The 15,854-nt window shown below is 55.1% G+C and carries 17 protein-coding genes; 8 read left to right on the top strand and 9 right to left on the bottom strand.

Going from position 1 to position 15,854, the window contains the following annotated elements; all coding sequences use genetic code 11:
* The first annotated feature begins 4 nt into the window (after positions 1-4).
* A complete protein-coding gene (locus ACQK2Q_RS03440; RefSeq protein ID WP_425408354.1) occupies positions 5-379 on the top strand; it encodes a PilZ domain-containing protein in 375 nt (124 codons plus the stop codon).
* 62 nt (positions 380-441) lie between these two features.
* Here ACQK2Q_RS03440 and ACQK2Q_RS03435 read toward each other — a convergent pair whose 3' ends face one another.
* The 8 genes from ACQK2Q_RS03435 to ACQK2Q_RS03400 all read right to left on the bottom strand — a co-directional run bounded on the left by ACQK2Q_RS03435 (position 442) and on the right by ACQK2Q_RS03400 (position 6,310).
* Positions 442-1,116 (bottom strand): SDR family oxidoreductase, encoded by a 675-nt coding sequence (locus ACQK2Q_RS03435; RefSeq protein WP_425408353.1) that lies wholly within the window; start codon positions 1,114-1,116, stop codon positions 442-444.
* A gap of 29 nt (positions 1,117-1,145) precedes the next feature.
* The gene (locus ACQK2Q_RS03430) at positions 1,146-2,204 is read right to left on the bottom strand and encodes an enoyl-CoA hydratase/isomerase family protein (RefSeq protein ID WP_425408352.1); all 1,059 of its coding nucleotides are present in this window, start codon (positions 2,202-2,204) and stop codon (positions 1,146-1,148) included.
* Positions 2,205-2,227: 23 nt separating this feature from the next.
* Positions 2,228-3,451, bottom strand: a complete 1,224-nt coding sequence (locus tag ACQK2Q_RS03425; RefSeq protein ID WP_425408351.1) for an aminotransferase class V-fold PLP-dependent enzyme — start codon at positions 3,449-3,451, stop codon at positions 2,228-2,230.
* Entirely contained in the window at positions 3,451-4,134 is a 684-nt protein-coding gene (locus tag ACQK2Q_RS03420) for a DedA family protein (protein ID WP_425408350.1), read from the bottom strand. Before ACQK2Q_RS03420 ends, ACQK2Q_RS03425 begins: the two co-directional genes overlap by 1 nt.
* An 11-nt stretch (positions 4,135-4,145) precedes the next feature.
* Positions 4,146-4,550, bottom strand: coding sequence for a GFA family protein (locus ACQK2Q_RS03415; RefSeq protein ID WP_425408349.1), 405 nt, complete (start codon positions 4,548-4,550; stop codon positions 4,146-4,148).
* The gene (locus ACQK2Q_RS03410; protein ID WP_425408348.1) at positions 4,547-4,999 is read right to left on the bottom strand and encodes a VOC family protein; all 453 of its coding nucleotides are present in this window, start codon (positions 4,997-4,999) and stop codon (positions 4,547-4,549) included. Before ACQK2Q_RS03410 ends, ACQK2Q_RS03415 begins: the two co-directional genes overlap by 4 nt.
* Positions 5,000-5,217: 218 nt before the next feature.
* A complete protein-coding gene (locus ACQK2Q_RS03405; RefSeq protein ID WP_425408347.1) occupies positions 5,218-5,721 on the bottom strand; it encodes a hypothetical protein in 504 nt (167 codons plus the stop codon).
* Positions 5,722-5,857: 136 nt separating this feature from the next.
* Positions 5,858-6,310: a hypothetical protein gene (locus ACQK2Q_RS03400; RefSeq protein WP_425408346.1), complete on the bottom strand. Its 453-nt coding sequence runs from the start codon at positions 6,308-6,310 to the stop codon at positions 5,858-5,860.
* Positions 6,311-6,773: 463 nt separating this feature from the next.
* Between ACQK2Q_RS03400 and ACQK2Q_RS03395 the strand changes: the two genes are divergently transcribed.
* The 3 genes from ACQK2Q_RS03395 to folB are packed head-to-tail and all read left to right on the top strand — an operon-like array spanning position 6,774 to position 8,921.
* Positions 6,774-7,751 carry a calcium/sodium antiporter gene (locus ACQK2Q_RS03395; RefSeq protein WP_425408345.1) on the top strand — a complete coding sequence of 326 codons (978 nt, stop codon included), beginning with the start codon at positions 6,774-6,776 and terminating at the stop codon, positions 7,749-7,751.
* 3 nt (positions 7,752-7,754) lie between these two features.
* Positions 7,755-8,507 carry an SDR family oxidoreductase gene (locus ACQK2Q_RS03390; RefSeq protein ID WP_425408344.1) on the top strand — a complete coding sequence of 251 codons (753 nt, stop codon included), beginning with the start codon at positions 7,755-7,757 and terminating at the stop codon, positions 8,505-8,507.
* 3 nt (positions 8,508-8,510) lie between these two features.
* Positions 8,511-8,921 (top strand): dihydroneopterin aldolase, encoded by a 411-nt coding sequence (folB, locus tag ACQK2Q_RS03385; RefSeq protein ID WP_425408343.1) that lies wholly within the window; start codon positions 8,511-8,513, stop codon positions 8,919-8,921.
* A 5-nt stretch (positions 8,922-8,926) separates the two neighbouring features.
* On the opposite strand, the gene ACQK2Q_RS03380 is transcribed toward folB, so the two are convergent.
* On the bottom strand, positions 8,927-9,409 hold the full coding sequence (locus ACQK2Q_RS03380) for a DUF3592 domain-containing protein (RefSeq protein ID WP_425408342.1): 483 nt from the start codon (positions 9,407-9,409) through the stop codon (positions 8,927-8,929).
* 77 nt (positions 9,410-9,486) lie between these two features.
* Here ACQK2Q_RS03380 and uvrC point away from each other — a divergent pair, with 77 nt between their 5' ends.
* From uvrC to ACQK2Q_RS03360, 4 genes are all read left to right on the top strand, one after another.
* On the top strand, positions 9,487-11,403 hold the full coding sequence (gene uvrC, locus ACQK2Q_RS03375) for an excinuclease ABC subunit UvrC (protein WP_425408341.1): 1,917 nt from the start codon (positions 9,487-9,489) through the stop codon (positions 11,401-11,403).
* Between the two features lie 251 nt (positions 11,404-11,654).
* A complete protein-coding gene (locus ACQK2Q_RS03370) occupies positions 11,655-13,373 on the top strand; it encodes a tetratricopeptide repeat-containing sulfotransferase family protein (protein WP_425408340.1) in 1,719 nt (572 codons plus the stop codon).
* A 164-nt stretch (positions 13,374-13,537) separates the two neighbouring features.
* On the top strand, positions 13,538-14,422 hold the full coding sequence (locus ACQK2Q_RS03365) for an RnfABCDGE type electron transport complex subunit D (protein ID WP_425408339.1): 885 nt from the start codon (positions 13,538-13,540) through the stop codon (positions 14,420-14,422).
* Positions 14,423-14,439: 17 nt separating this feature from the next.
* Positions 14,440-15,822: a DUF2330 domain-containing protein gene (locus ACQK2Q_RS03360; RefSeq protein ID WP_425408338.1), complete on the top strand. Its 1,383-nt coding sequence runs from the start codon at positions 14,440-14,442 to the stop codon at positions 15,820-15,822.
* Positions 15,823-15,854 lie beyond the last annotated feature (32 nt).

Here is a 15,854-nt window from a genome sequence, read left to right as displayed (position 1 = left end):
GTAGGTGAAGAAAAAGCAAAAGGAGCATATTGCGAACCGGCTGGCGTCGATTTCAAGCACGACGTCAGACGTTAAGGATGTGCGCATTCCTGTCCTGAAAGGGCGGGAGCGGCCGGAGCGCGCCGAGCGCAGTCAGGTCTTCCGGCCGGGAAAACTTTACCTATCAAAATCCAACTTCGCGCGCTGCGTCATTCGCGACATCAGCGAAACCGGCGCGAATGTGCATATCGAAGGCACGCACCCTTTGCCCAAAATAGTCGTGTTGCGCTTTGAGCAATCCGGGATCGTAAAGAAAGCGCGCGTTGTCTGGCAGGATGACGTCGAGGCCGGCCTTCAGTTTATCGTTCCGAGCGCCGGTGCGGACGAAACGCCGAAATAAACGCCGGAACAATTACGCCGCCGGATATGGCTGCAATAGCCGAGAGTATTTACGTCCGGTTTTCACCACTCAATTTCCGCGCCGTCATAGGACAGAAATTTCGGCGAAGCCGTGACGGTCATCTCGCCGATCAGATTGCGCAAGCCGCTGACGCTTTCGCCAGTATCGATCAGGGCGTTTGGCCCGCCCATATCGGTCTCAACCCAGCCGGGATGGAACGGCGCAACCGCGATGTCATCCCCGGCGAGAGCGGCGGCGATGACTTTTGCGGCCATATTCAGCGCAGTTTTCGACGTGCGGTACGCCATGCCGCCGCCGGAAGCGTCCCCGATCGACCCCATTTTCGATGAAATGAAAGCAATTTTTCCCTTCGCCTTTTTAACATGCTGCGCGAAAGCTTCGGCGGTGGCGACTGCGCCAAAAACATTCGTTTCAATAACACTGCGCCACACATCATATTCGAGAGCGCCGAATTCCCCGGCCGCTTTTCCATGCACGCCGGCATTGGCGATCAAGACATCCACCGGATCTGTAATCCCGTTCGCGGTTTCGTTTATCGAAGCATGCTGCATGACATCGGCCGCATGAATTTCAACAGCGCCGCTCACGGCTTCAAGTTCAGCGGCTTTTTCGGGCCGGCGGCATAAAGCGTGAACCTTCCACCCGTCGGCGGCGTATTGTTTAACACATTCCAGACCAATCCCGCGATTAGCGCCTGTGACAACAACGGTCGGCATGAGATTTTCCTCCATGTTGTTTCTTTCCGCTACGGCAGCATCAACTCTTCTTTCCCGAGCGGTTCAAAATATTTCAGGATGTCGTTTTGTTCGATTTCGGCGAGATTCGCCGGCGACCATTTCGGGTTCCTGTCTTTGTCGATAATCAACGCGCGTACGCCTTCAAAAAAATCATGGCCTTGCATCACCCGGCGGGCGATACGGAATTCCATTTTCATCACATCGCCAAAATCGAGATTGTGTCCGCGCTTCATCTGCTCAAAAGTCAACAACAGTGATGTCGGCGACATTGCTGACAGGGTTTTCAGCGTATCCTTTGCAAATTGGCTGTCATCGTTTTCAAGCGCGGTCATCAGCGCTGCGAAGGAGTCCCTGCCCTGGAAGAGGCGCGCGACATCGGCCCTGATGTCATTGACCGCCGCATGGCCGGGATCGCCCGCATAGGTGTCCAGAATGGTTTCTATGTCAGCGTGCGCATGATTTCCGAGCGGCGTTTTTAGAAGCGTCCGCTCCAGCTCATCATACTTATCGCCCGTCGCATAGTGCGTGAAAATCCCAGCCGCCATGCAATCGGCGGCTTTGGCGCGCGCACCGGTCAAAGCGTAATAAAGACCAAGCCCGTCATGCATATGCGGCATGAAATGGCCCCCGCCAACATCCGGAAAAAGACCGATCGCGGTTTCCGGCATGGCGAAAAGCGTGGCGTCGCCGGCGATGGAAAAGTCTCCGTGTACAGATATTCCAACGCCGCCGCCCATAACGATGCCGTTAACGAGCGCGACATAAGGTTTTGAGTAATGGTAGATCAGGGCGTTGTTTGCATATTCTTCGCGAAAGAATCCGGACGCATAAGCAGGATCGTCCCGCGCCGTATCGTGCAGCCAGCGAATATCCGCGCCCGCGCAAAAGGATTTCTCACCGGCGCCTTTCACCATTACCGCTTTCACCGATTGATCGCCCGACCAGTCATGCAATTGACCACGCATGGCTTTCACCATGTCCAGGCTGAGCGCATTTAACGCTTTTGCATTATTGAGCGTGATAACGCCCCAGTCGCCGGTTTTTTCGAAAATTACCTGACCGGTCATACCTCGCACTCCTTCGGTCTGTTTTAATCGGCGCGGGCTTTTTCAGATGCGGCCGACAGCGCATCAAACAGGCGATCAATATCCTCAGGCGAATTATAATAATGCGGCGAGATACGGATCGCCCATCCCGCCTTCCTGACGCCTTCATCCATCGGCGCCCACGCCGCGGGCGTGTAATTGGTGTTCACGCCCTCTGCGGCAAGCATTGCCTGTATGCGCTCGCCGTCCAGTTCCGGCGCGCTGACAGGAATAATGGCGCATAATGGCGTGTTCTCATCACAAACACGCCACCCGTCAAGTTCCGCGATTTTTGCGCGGATATCGCCGCTTAAAACCGACAAACGGCGCTCAATTTTCTCAAGCCCGATCTCACGCGCATAGTGCGCGGCGGCGCCAAAACCCAATTGGGCAGCGTAAGAATGCTCCCACTCCTCGAACTTTTTCGCATCTTCGCGGGGCTTGTAATGATGCGCGCTTTCCAGGACAGCTCCCCGCAGGTCGATAAACAAAGGCTCCATGCCGTCGTTCAGCACTTTTTCGGAAACATACAGCATACCGGCGCCGCGCGGGCCCCGCAGGAATTTTCGCGACGCGGCGCTGAAAAAATCGCAGCCGATTTTTTGAACATCAACCGGCATCTGGCCAAAGGACTGGCAACCGTCGAGAAGATAGAGAACATCCCGGCGCCGGCACACCTCGCCGATCGCCGCTGCGTCTTCCACGAAGCCGCTGCTTGTATTCACATGCACTGCGGCGACAAGTTTCGGTTTTCGGCTGACGACAAGATCTTCCAGCCCGTCAATATCCGTTCCACCGCCGGCGCGTTGCGGCGCGGGTACGATCTCTACGCCGAACCGGCGCGCCAGCGATAGAAACTGTATCTGGTTCGAAGCGTATTCGCTCCAATCCGAAATGATGACGTCGCCGCGCTGAATCGGTATGGATGACAGCGCGCGCGCATAAGCGTCCGTGGCGCTAGAGGTCAGTGCAATATTTTGCGGCGCTGCGCCTATAACGGCGCCCACATGCCGATAGACATTTTCTATTTCCTGCGCAGCCTGGCGCGCAGCGTCATAGCCGCCGATTTCACTTTCGAGATCAATGTGATTTTTTTGCGCGTCGATAACAGGCTGAGGCTGCAATGCTGCGCCGGCGTTATTAAAATGAGCGACCTTGTTTGCACCGGGCGTGTCGTCGCGCGCCGCCTGCCAGCATTGATCCATCTCGACCGTTGCAGCAGCGCTCACTATCCGCCGCCCTTCGCAGCCGTATCGTCGTCATCATCGGTCTCCAGCGGGTTTCCCTCGAACCCCGGCATGTCGGGCATCGGATGATCCAGCTCTTTTGAAAGCGGCGTCATTACGCCTTCATTCTTGCGCCTATGATTCAGCCATCGGAAAATGATGTAAGAAACAAGGATGCCGATGGCGATCGCGGGCAGCCAGACAATCGCTTCTTCGCCGGCGACGGCGCCGACGGAATGAAAGAGGGTGAATACGACCGCAATATAGAGCGAGGCGGTGAACATCAGCGTCAGAATATATTTTAGATAATCGGCCTTGAAAAAACCCGCCGCGATATAGGTGGGGATGCGCGTTCCCGGTACGAAGCGCGCCGTCAGCATCGTTTGCAGAAATTCCCGGCGGATGAGATCGCCCGCAACCGAGACGCCCGGTTTTTCTGCAAATCTATGGGCCCAGTCGTAGCGGCGGGCGAGGCGTCCCATCCAGTATTTCCAGGCGTCAGACGCTACAAGGCCGGTCAGAATAGCGCCAATCAAAAATGGCGCGGGCGCGGCCCCGGCAAGCGACGCCGCGGCAGCCAGAATAACCCCGAAATCCTCCTGCAAAAACGGCGACAAAAAAAGCAGGCCAAACAATAGCCAGGCGCTCATATGCGTCACGTCGGATGCTTCGATCCCAAAAAACAAACCCCTGCCCTTTATGGTTGCGATGTTTTTACAGCGTCATTGTCCGGTTCGTAGTAGTCGCCTTTGTCGTCCATGAAAATATGCTCCGCCAGATAAAACCCGGTCGGCGCGTCTACCGTACCGGCGGCGATGGCGATCCGGTGCTTGCGGTTTTCATGCCTGTCGCCGTGCCAGAACAGCGCCGAGCCGCAATCTTTACAAAAACCCCGGCGCGCCGACCCGGAAGCTCGGAACCACGCCAGCTTGTCCTTTCCGCTTGTTACAGACAGCCCCTCGAGAGGCGCATTGACCGACGCCCATAAATGCCCGCTCCATTGCCGGCATTGGCTGCAATGACAAACGATGACGTCGTTTCGGTCGGCTTCAAACGAATATTCGATCGCGCCGCACAGGCATCGGCCGGTTTTGTTATTCATTCGTCCCGCGTCTCCATACGTTTTTCGAAAGCCCGCGCCGCTGCTTCAATTTCCCCTGCCGGCATGACCTTGCGATGGGTCGACACCCACCAGATGTTTCCCTGTGCGTCTTTGAAACCGCCGTCATATTCTCCGTAAAACTGTTCCTCTGGCTTCATAATCGGCTCGGCCCCGCGCTTCACGGCATTGGCGAAGACCGCATCCGCGTCCGGCACGTGTACGTAAATGAACGCCGGAATTTCATGACCTTCCGGCGGCGCATTGAACATAATATTCGTGTCGCCAATCCTGACTTCGGCGTTCCAGAGCGAACCATCGCCGCGCATCAGCGGCTTTCCCACCAATTCTGCGCCAAAAACATCTTTGACGAACTCAATTGTCTTTATCGCGTCTTTCACCATGATGATCGGAGTCACGGTCGAGCGATTCGGCGATTGCCATTGCGGCATGTTCATGACCTCATTGACGAAATTATCAATCCCGTTCCCTATTATCGATTTGTTGCAATTCGCCGCGCAGCACAGCCGGGATTTCACCGCCCCGCGGCGAGCGCATCTCACCCGCTGTCATCGCGCAGGCACGGCGCGCTATTGAATTGGCGCGAGCCTAGTCGCCAGACTGGCGCCGTTCAAGAAAATCCGCCCGCAGGCGCTATAGGGGGGTAAAGTCAGGAGGTGACGAGATTCAAGCCTGGCTCAATCTCGCTGGCGAGACGCCCGCTTGCAACGCCGATAACATGGCTGATTGTAGAGCCGTCAGCGGCCAGCGGCGCAGTAACAGCGCGGAACAGCAAGCGCCGGCCGTCACACAAGACAAGCGTATCGTCACGGAAATGCGGCGCCTCTCCCGCAACCGCGGCGTATACATCCGCTGTCGCTTTATCGAGCACCGTCAGGGTCCAGTCGTCTTCGCCGCTTAGGTAAATATCCGAAAGACGCGCCAGACGTTCGCCGACAAATATGAAATACGGAAAGCCAATGCTTTTTTCCAGATCGACGACAAACGCCCAGTCCCAGTCTTCGCCGAGATCGGCCTCCTGCAGCGCGTCCCAGCTCGGGAACTGGCCGCGCGCAGAGCGCGCCCAAACGTCAACCAGACGCCGGGTCAAGCGTCTGTCAGCTGCGGGCGCAACTGCATTTTCTCCAAAAAGTTCCGCAACGTCGCTCAGCATTCCCGCCCCGCATCTCCAGCCTTTTTAATATATCTGAACAATAGGACAGGTTCGTAAGCTGACGATTTTTTCCCGCCCTGCAATTTACATAAAATTTGAGGCGGCCGGTAACCATGCCCAGTACGCGCCGCCACGTTTAGAGCCCTTTTCCCTTCGCCGCGCCAAAGATATGGCTAACATAAAGGCCGTCCTCAGAGACCGGCAGCAAAATGCTTCGAAACCCGATCCGCTTGCCTGCGCTGAGCCGCGTTATCGCGCTGTATGTTACAGGCTGCCGGGTAAGGGCCGCTTCATCCATTTTGGCAATCGCGGTGTCCAGCAGCGTTTTTTCACGATGCGGGTCATCCATCGGATAAAGGGCGGCGTAACGGGACAGCTGCTCGCCCATAAAAATGAAATACGGCAGGATGTCGGAAAGGCGCAGATCCACCGCAAAGCAATATTCCCGGTCGAGCCCCAGATTGAGATCTTCCACTTCGCGCAGCGAAGGGATTCGCCCGTCCGCCAGTCTCGCCCATTTCAGCCTGATGCGTTCCGTCAACCGGCGCTCTGTGACCCTTACCGGTTTATCCAGCACTTCGATTTGCATATCGCCCGCCCTTTTCCTGATGGGCGACGCTAAGCCCTTCAGAATGAAAAACCGGTTTGCGCAGACGCTCCAGTTTTTCCAAAATTTGAGGCGCTTTCATTTAAAACCGCCATTTTCCTTGTCGCTGGCGGGTGACGATGCATCCGGGCGCCTCTATAAGGACCTTCGATTTCAAATTTTGAGGGGTTTCGAGATGAGTCCAGGATGGGTCGCAGTTTCCTTGATCGTTGTTTTTATTATTGTTTTTTCCGTGCTGAATTTGCTCGAAAAAGGCAGCGTCGATTGACGCGCACCGCGTGTTCGATCACTGGAGCAGGCTGAAAGGCCTGTATTTGTAAAATATTTTCGGGGGCTGGATTTAACGCGCATTGCAGTTTCCTATATCCCCAAATCGTTATTCCCCGAAAAAACAACGTCCCGAAACGGCGTTTGACGCTACAGGCATAACGGCAAAGGCGCTTTCATGATCCCCGTGCTTTACCAGCAAATTGCGTTCCTCATTTTAGGTCTTGGCGTTTTGCTGATCGCCGGCGATTTACTGGTGCGGGGCGCGGTGGGGCTTGCCGCCGCGTTAAAGGTGCCTGCTCTTGTCGTCAGCCTTACGATCGTCGCGTTCGGTACATCCGCGCCGGAAATGGTGGTTTCGATCCAGGCCGTCCTGTCCGGTAATGACGGCATCGCGCTTGGCAATATCATTGGCTCGAATATCGCCAATATTTTTCTGGTTCTCGGCCTGCCGGCTTTGATTTATCCGATCACCACGCATGTTTTGGGGCTGCGCCGGCACGCAGCTTTCATGCTAGCGGCCACTGCGGTCTTCGTGGCCGCCGCGTATGGCCCCGGATATATCAATACGTCCATCGGCGCCGGCCTGTTCGCAGGCATAGTTTTTTATGTCGCCTATATGTGGGTGCGCGCCAGCACCGGCAAGGCGAACGATCCAGTTATCGACGAGGTGGAGGAATATCAGGCGGCCGGCGGCGTTACAGCGAAAACAATCGGCTTTCTTATCGCCGGGCTGATCGGTCTTCCTTTAGGCGCGCATCTTCTGGTCTCCAACGGCGCCACGCTGGCGGCGGGACTGGGCGTGCGCGAAGAACTGATCGGGCTGACCATTATTGCGTTCGGCACGTCGCTGCCGGAACTCGCCACTGTTATCGCCGCAGCGTTTCATAAAAAATCCGATGTCGCCATCGGCGGCGTTATCGGCTCGAATATATTTAATCTGCTCGCCGTTGGCGGCGCCGCCGGTCTTGCCGGCACCGCCGTTTTCGACCCGGAGTCGATGCGCGTTGATATTCCGATCATGATCATCGCCACCATCGCGCTTGGCGTTTATGTACTGACCCGGCGCAATATCGGCCGCCTGACAGGCGGAATATTTTTCGCCGGCTATATCGGTTTCATCCTGTTGCTGACAAAGCTCGCCGGAGGGCTTTAGATCATGAAGAACGCGCTGGTGACTGGCGCCGGAAAACGCATTGGTCGCGCGCTTGCGATTGCGCTCGCCGATAAAGGCTACAATGTCGGCGTACATTACCACACTTCAAAGCCCGAAGCGGACGCGGTTGCCGGATTAATCCAAGAGCGCGGGCGAAAAGCTTTCGTCGTCAAAGCCGATTTGTCTGTCGAAGCTGAAACGGCGGCATTAATTCAACAAGCCGCCGGTGCGCTTGGGCCCCTCACCCTGCTCATCAACTCCGCTTCCGTCTTTGAATACGACGATGTGCAGAGCATGACCCGCAAAAGCTGGGACGCGCATATTGAGACAAATTTACGGGCGCCGCTGAAACTGGCTCAGGATTTTGCAAGCCAGGCGCAAGCCGACGCCGATAATCTGATCATCAACATCACGGACCAACGCGTTCTGAAACTGACACCGCAATTTTTATCCTATACGCTATCGAAAGCAGCGCTCAGTACATTGACGGTAACGCTTGCGCAGGCGCTTGGCCCCAGCGGCGTTCGCGTCAACGCCATTGGTCCCGGCCCCACCCTTAAAAATGCGCGGCAGTCTGACGATGATTGGGAGCGCCAGAATGCTGCGACAATTCTCGGCCGCGGCGCATCGCCTGAAGATATCTGTGCTGCGATGGCTTACCTCATTGACGCCAGCGCGGTGACAGGACAGATGATCGCCGTTGACGGCGGCCAGCACCTGGCCTGGCGCACGCCTGACGTATTGCTGGAAGAATAAATTATGGCGCAGCAAAAAACACCGCCCGAAATTACGCCGCTGCCGCGAACCGCGAATGCGCCCCGCCGGCGCGTCTTCGTGCATGGGCTCGTGCTTGACGCTTTTATCGGCGCTTATGACAAGGAACAGGGCGTCGCCCAGCCAGTTGGGATTGATCTGGATCTTGATGTGGTGGAGCCCTCAAATCCGGTGAGCGACAGGCTGGAGGATGTGGTCTGTTACGATCGCATGACCGAAGGCGTCAAAGCCATTCTCGCCGAGGGCCACATCAAGCTTGTCGAAACGCTGGCCGAACGCGTCGCCGATCTCGCGCTCTCGCATCCAATGGTGCACGCGGTAACCGTGCGGATCACCAAACCGAACGCCATACCGGAAGCTGCGGCTGCCGGGGTTGAAATTACAAGAACAAAGTAGACCGTTCAGGCGGTGTCCCGGGCGATGATAAAGTTTCCATCCCCGCCGCGCGACAACGTCCAGACAACGCCGCCAAGCCCGAAGAAAACAGCGACGCCGCTGAGAACCGAAAAGAAAACGAACGCCGCGCCAGCCCCTCCCGGCTGCAACACCGCATAGGAATGATTTGCCGGATTCACATAGACCGTCACGGATTCGCCAGGCCTATAGTCCGGCGTCGACATATGAAAAAACCTGGCGAGAAGAACCCTCTCCCGGGTCGATTCATGGCTGCGGCCGTCTATGGAATATACATATCTCAGACCGGACTGCTGCGGTTCGAGTTGGCTGAGAACGACGCCTTCAACGGCAGGCCATGAAATGCTGGCGCGCGCTCTGGCGTAGTCGTGCACGACAAAACCGCCCCCTGCGATCCCGAAAACGGCAAGCGCGGTGAAAAAGAAAAGGACGATAGAAATGTCCGATTTGCTTTTCAGCTCTTCTGACATTTGACCTCTGGCGCACCCATGCTTAGCTCAATGTAAAATACGCCCCTGATCATGAACACCCGGTTAACCAATACGATATGACCTCGCAGACGCATATCTCAGACAGCCAGGACGGCGCGCTTGCCGGCGCTTCGCTCATCGCCGACCATGTCAAGCGTCTGCCCGCCAAACCCGGCGTATACAGGATGATCAATGCGAAAAACGACGTTCTTTATGTCGGCAAGGCGAAAAGTCTCAAGGCGCGCGTTTCCTCATACGCCAAGGCGGGCGGACACTCCAACCGCATCATGCGGATGATCTCAGAAACGGCGACGATGGAATTTGTCGTCACGGCGACCGAAACAGAAGCGCTGTTGCTGGAAGCCAACCTCATCAAACAACTAAAGCCGCGCTACAATGTTATTTTGCGCGACGATAAATCCTTTCCGTTCATCCTCGTTGCAGAAGATCATGAAGCGCCGCAAATTCTGAAACATCGCGGGGCGCAAAAACGCAAGGGCGTCTATTACGGGCCTTTCGCTTCCGCCGGCGCCGTAAACCGGACGCTGAACACCTTGCAAAAGGCGTTTTTGTTGCGTTCGTGTTCCGACAGTGTTTACGAGGGGCGCACACGCCCCTGCCTGTTGCACCAGATCAAGCGCTGCTCGGCCCCTTGCGTCGGCCTTGTCAGTGAAGATCATTATCGCGAACTCGTGGATGAGGCGAAAACGTTCCTCTCAGGCGAGAACGCCAAAATACAACGCATGCTCTCGGGTCAGATGGAACAGGCGTCAGCCGATCTAGATTTTGAACGCGCCGCCTCTTTGCGTGACCGAATTCGCGCCCTTTCTTATATTCAGGGAACGCAGGATATAAACCCCGGCGGCGTATCGGAGGCGGATGTCTTCGCCATTCATTCCGAAGGCGGACAGTCCTGCGTGCAGGTGTTTTTCTTTCGCGGCGGCCAGAACTGGGGCAATCATGCTTACTTCCCCAAACATGACAAAGAAGATGAGACGGCGGCGATTTTAGATGCTTTTATTGCGCAGTTTTACGATTCACGCGATCCGCCGAAACTGATACTTGTATCGCAAACACCGCCGCAGGCTGCGCTGCTGTCCGAAGCATTGTCGTTGAAGACAGAGCGCAAGATCACAATCACGGAACCCCGGCGCGGTGAAAAACGCGAGCTTGTCAAAGCGGCGGTCATGAACGCGCGCGAATCGCTCTCCCGCAAGATGGCCGAATCCGCCAGCCAGCAAAAAAGCCTGCGTCAACTGGCCGATATTTTGGGGCTGGAGGCGCCGCCTGAGCGCATCGAGGTTTATGACAATTCTCATATTCAAGGCGCGAACGCCGTTGGCGCGATGATCGTCGCCGGGCCGGAAGGTTTTGTCAAAAACCAGTACCGCAAATTCAATATCAAGACTGAAAGCCTCGCGCCGGGCGATGATTTCGGCATGATGCGCGAAGTGATTACCCGCCGTTTCGCCCGTCTGATGAAAGATGAGAACGCGGAGCGGCCGGATCTCGTGATTATCGACGGCGGCAAAGGTCAGCTAAGCGTTGTCCTCGACGCATTGAAAGAAATCGGCGTCGATCCGGAAGCGGAAGGCGTCGCGATTATCGGCGTCGCCAAGGGCCGGCGCGAGACCGAAAGCGGCGCCAAGCGAATAGACCGGACCATGGGCGCCAGCGGCGAACAGATCGTCATGCCGGGCCGAGAGCCATTCACGCTGCCTCCACGCGATCCGGGTCTGTTTGTTTTGCAGCGCCTGCGCGACGAAGCCCACCGCTTCGCGATCGGCGCGCACCGCGCTAAGCGCAAAAAAGCGATCGCCGCCAACCCGCTCGACGCAATCTCCGGCATCGGCGCGAAACGCAAACGCGCCCTGTTGAACCATTTTGGCTCAGCAAAGGAAATCGCGCGCGCCAAACCGCAAGACCTGCAAGCGGTGGAAGGCGTTTCCGCAGCGCTTGCGCAAAAGATTTACGATCATTTTCACGGGCCATAATACGCGATGGCGCGGTTGCATCGCCCTAAACGGTTTGTCCTGTTTTAGCTTCGCTTTATCGCAGGATCGTTTTCTCCGCTAGGCGGCGTTTCCAGTCTCCGATAGAGAAAATCAGTCGCAACACTCACCGGGCGCGACTTTGAACAGCGTCAGCAACTGCTGGAGATCCCAGCAGAAGGTGAGTTTATGAATTTGTCGATTGTCGCAGACTGTAGGCGTTTGTCCGGGGCCTGGCGAGGGAGGCCTAGTTCGTGAGCGCCGCAATCGACGAGTTAATCGAGCTCATAAATCAAGGAAATTTGGATCTCGCCGCAGAAAATACGCGGATCTTTTTAAAGTCCACGCCGGACTCCGCAGAGCTTCATAATGTTATGGGCGTGATAATGCAGCAGCAGGGCAAGCTTGAGCCAGCTCTGCGATATTTCAAAAAGGCGGTGAAGCTAAATCCATTATTTTCGCCTGCCTACAGTAATATCGGCTCATTGCATTTAGCCGCCAACAAAATCGACAAGGCCATTCGATATACAAAAAAAGCTGTGGATCTCAATCCGGACGATGCAATCGGCTTAAATAATCTTGGCAACGCCCTAGCCCTGACGGGTCAACACGAGTCGGCCGAACTCTATTTCCGCAAGGCCATTCAGCGTCTGCCAAGATTCTCACCGCCGCGAAATAATTTGGCGCTCTTGTTTATAAGGTCTGGTCGATTGGATCAGGCATTAGCCTCGGCGGATGAAACGTTGGAAATGGATGGATCATCTATCGACGCCTATATGCTGAAAATTTCAGTCCTAGAATTGCAGAACAAGCTGGACGATGCGGAAGCGTTTTATGAAATAATTCCCGATGACATCAGGACAATGATTAAGTCTACAATTGCAAAAGCGCGTCTGGATTATAGACGGCGAAAATATTCTGATGTTATCGACAAATTAGATCGTGTTTTACGAACTTCGAGCAACATTGCTATTATTGATCGTGCTGAAATTCATTACCTACTCGGCGCAAGCCGGGAGAAAACATCCGATTTTACCGGCGCCTTGCGTGAATACGGATTGGCGAATTCAGCCCGCGCCGCCACCACCGAGGCGGAACAGTTCAACAAGTTGACCTACCTCAATGAAATCAAGCGTATCAGAAAGGCTTTCGATAACTTTGATAATACCATTCATGCTGATCGAGAAAGAAACGGGCCTGTATTTCTTATCGGCTTCCCGCGTTCCGGCAACACACTGCTCAATAAAGTCCTCAGTGGACATCCTGATATCAGCGTCCTTGATGAGAGACCCGTTTCAAATCAGTTGCTGAATTCACTCTCAGCGGTAAATAGAAATGGCGAGCTGTTCCCTCACCTGACGACAGATAAGCGGCGCGAGTTGCAAACAGAGTATTTCAACAATTGTTATGCGGAAGGCGCCGATAAAAATAGCGAAGTCATAATTGACAAAATGCCGTTCAATATTATTCACGCGGCGCAGTTACACCATGTATTTCCCGGTGCAAAATTCATTTTTTGTTTACGCCTTCCTTGCGACGCAATTTTCAGTAGTTTTAAAAATCATTTTCAACCCAATCATGCTGTTTCAAATTTCTATACGTTAGAGGATACAGCGAATTTGTATCATAATATGATGTCGCTCTGGCGGGTTTTTACAGAGCGTTCTCCAATCGCTTTTCATTATGTGTATTACGAGGCGTTTGTAGAAAATACGCCCAATGCAATGTCAAGACTTGCGGCATTTATCGGGCTTGATTGGAGAACTGATTATTTTCAACGAATGGATAACAACATTATCAATCTTAATGTCCTGACGCCAAGCTACCGGCAGGTTTATAACCCGATAGACCAACAGAGCGCATATTTCTGGTTGAATTATCAGGACGCCCTGCGCCCGCATATGGATAAAATCACGCCATGGATAAGCTACTTCGGTTATCTGAACGAAGAAGACCGTCGCGATTTGGCGTAAGCGCCCGTTCTTCGGATATCGAAAACCCTCAAACCTTTCATTAGAACAAACCAAAAATTGAACGCGCCGGCGCCCTTTTTCGGCCGCACTCAATGGCTTGAATACAGCAGAAACGAAATCTCTGTTACTGCCTTTCGCGCTAAAATCCGAAGTCAGGGAAGACATTGCTTACGCGATCCATCTTCAAAGATCCTCGTCATTATCAGATCGCGACACTGGCGGCGGTTCTGACTTTTGGGATCGCCATGCGCGCCTTTGCGATCACACCAATTCAAATCGCCAGCATCGCCGCCGCCGCGCTTTTCGCGCAGTTTCTCGGATCGTTCATGACCGCCGCACGCTTTGATCCGCGCAGCGCCCTCGTCACTACATTGTCGCTGTCCTTATTGCTGCGCGCTGACGGCGTGACGCCGCTTATTATCGCCGCTCTCATCGGCGTCGGCTCGAAGTTCATGTTCCGTATCAACAACAAACACATATTCAATCCGGCGAATGCGGGCATTGTCGCGCTTTTATTGCTTTCCGAGGGGCCAATGCTGGACACCGCCTGGACGACGCCGGGACAATGGGGCACAGCACTATGGTTCGCCATGCTGCTCGCCGGCGCAGGACTGTTCGTGACCTATCGCGCCGCGCGTTTTGACGTACCGCTCATTTTTCTCGGCGTCTTCGCCGCATTGATTTTCGCTCGGGCGATCTGGCTTGGTGATCCGCTGGCGATACCGCTGTTGCGCCTTCAGAATGGCGCGCTGATTCTGTTCGCATTCTTCATGATATCCGACCCGAAGACGACGCCGGACGGGCCGCTTGCCCGGATGGTCTTTTCCGCAGGCGCAGCGCTAGCGGCGTATGTGCTGACGTATCATTTCTACATTGCAGACGGATTGTTTTATTCGCTCGCCATCATATGCCTCGTCCGGCCGGTTCTCGAATGGCTCAACCCCGCGCCTCAATACCAATGGGGCGATCGCGTATCGCGAGCGCCAGACCTTAAGCCTTTCGCCAACCGGTCAGAAAAGCCCGTCCTGCCCCCATTCCCTGCTGAATAACGCTCAAGGAGTTTCACATGCACAGAACGCTCAAGAAAACCCTCTTCGCCGCTGCGTCCGCAACCGCGGCCATCACGCTTACCGGCGGCGCGGTGGCGTTTTGCGGGTTTTACGTCGCCAAGGCGGACACGAAACTTTTCAACAAAGCATCCAAAGTCGCGATCATGCGCGACAACAACCGCACGGTTATCACCATGGCGAACGATTATCAGGGCGATTTAAAAGAATTCGCCATGGTCATCCCCGTGCCGGTCGTGTTGCAGGAAGAACAGATACACGTCACCGACAACGCCATCATCGATCATCTTGACGCCTATACGTCGCCGCGACTCGTTGAATATTTCGATGAAGATCCATGCACGCAATACAAGTATCGCGAGATGGCCCAGAATGCGTCAGCCATTGAAGAAGAAATCACCGTCACCGGTTCGCGGGCCGACAGCCTCGGCGTTACGATCGAAGCTGAATACACCGTCGGCGAATATGACATCCAGATTCTCTCCGCCGCACAGTCTGACGGCCTCGCCCAGTGGCTTGTCGCTAACGGCTATAAGCTTCCTGAAGACGCGGAAGCGACGCTTGGCAGTTATATCAAACAGAATACGAAATTCTTCGTCGCGAAGGTCAATCTGGAGGAACAGGCGCAGACAGGATTGAAATATCTGCGCCCGTTGCAGATCGCATTTGAGTCGCCAAAATTTCAGTTGCCGATCCGGCTCGGCACCGTGAACGCGGACGGGAAGCAGGAATTGTTCGTGTTCGGGCTGACGCGTTCCGGCCGCATCGAAACCACGAATTACCGCACCGTAAACCTGCCCACAGGGATGGATATTCCCGTTTATGTGAAAAACGAGTTCGGCGATTTTTATAAATCTATGTTTCAGGAGCAGGTCGAAAAAGAAAACGGCCGCGCGGTCTTTATGGAATACGCCTGGAATATGAACTGGTGCGATCCATGTGCGGCCGATCCGCTTTCCGCGCAGGAGTTGCGCGAACTCGGCGTTTACTGGCTGGAAAACGGTTCAGGCGGCGCCGTCCAGCCGCGCCGGCCCGGCCCGCAGGCGCAGGATGTCTATGTGACGCGTCTGCATGTCTCTTATGACGCCCAGACTTTTCCGGAGGATCTGGTGTTCAAGGAGACCGGCGACAAATCAAACTTTCAGGGGCGCTATGTCTTGCGGCACCCCTACAAAGGCGATGCGACTTGTGAAGCTGCGGAAGTTTACCGCGCCAACCTGCCCGAACGGTTTGAAAAAGAAGCCCAGACGCTGGCCAACCTGACGGGCTGGGAAATTGAAGACATTCGCAAAAAAATGAACGATGGGTCGCAAAATTTCAGTCCGCCGCAGCCGGAGCCCTGGTGGAAGCGCTTGTGGGGCGATGACGGCGGGAAAGGCTAGCCGGCGCGGCTGGCCACCTCGGGCGGCGCAGC

It is taken from the genome of Hyphococcus sp. (assembly GCF_965228385.1).
Classification (GTDB): Bacteria; Pseudomonadota; Alphaproteobacteria; order Caulobacterales; family Parvularculaceae; genus Hyphococcus.
Note: the sequence above shows the minus strand (reverse complement) of the source record. Positions and strands in the feature narration are given on the sequence as shown.

Coding starts and splice junctions, on each gene's coding strand:
- ACQK2Q_RS03400 (WP_425408346.1), bottom strand. CDS start 6,310: ATGCAAATCGAAGTGCTGGATAAACCGGTAAGGGTCACAGAGCGCCGG.
- uvrC (WP_425408341.1), top strand. CDS start 9,487: ATGACCTCGCAGACGCATATCTCAGACAGCCAGGACGGCGCGCTTGCC.
- ACQK2Q_RS03410 (WP_425408348.1), bottom strand. CDS start 4,999: ATGCCGCAATGGCAATCGCCGAATCGCTCGACCGTGACTCCGATCATC.
- ACQK2Q_RS03430 (WP_425408352.1), bottom strand. CDS start 2,204: ATGACCGGTCAGGTAATTTTCGAAAAAACCGGCGACTGGGGCGTTATC.
- ACQK2Q_RS03360 (WP_425408338.1), top strand. CDS start 14,440: ATGCACAGAACGCTCAAGAAAACCCTCTTCGCCGCTGCGTCCGCAACC.
- ACQK2Q_RS03405 (WP_425408347.1), bottom strand. CDS start 5,721: ATGCTGAGCGACGTTGCGGAACTTTTTGGAGAAAATGCAGTTGCGCCC.
- ACQK2Q_RS03390 (WP_425408344.1), top strand. CDS start 7,755: ATGAAGAACGCGCTGGTGACTGGCGCCGGAAAACGCATTGGTCGCGCG.
- folB (WP_425408343.1), top strand. CDS start 8,511: ATGGCGCAGCAAAAAACACCGCCCGAAATTACGCCGCTGCCGCGAACC.
- ACQK2Q_RS03415 (WP_425408349.1), bottom strand. CDS start 4,550: ATGAATAACAAAACCGGCCGATGCCTGTGCGGCGCGATCGAATATTCG.
- ACQK2Q_RS03395 (WP_425408345.1), top strand. CDS start 6,774: ATGATCCCCGTGCTTTACCAGCAAATTGCGTTCCTCATTTTAGGTCTT.
- ACQK2Q_RS03380 (WP_425408342.1), bottom strand. CDS start 9,409: ATGTCAGAAGAGCTGAAAAGCAAATCGGACATTTCTATCGTCCTTTTC.
- ACQK2Q_RS03435 (WP_425408353.1), bottom strand. CDS start 1,116: ATGCCGACCGTTGTTGTCACAGGCGCTAATCGCGGGATTGGTCTGGAA.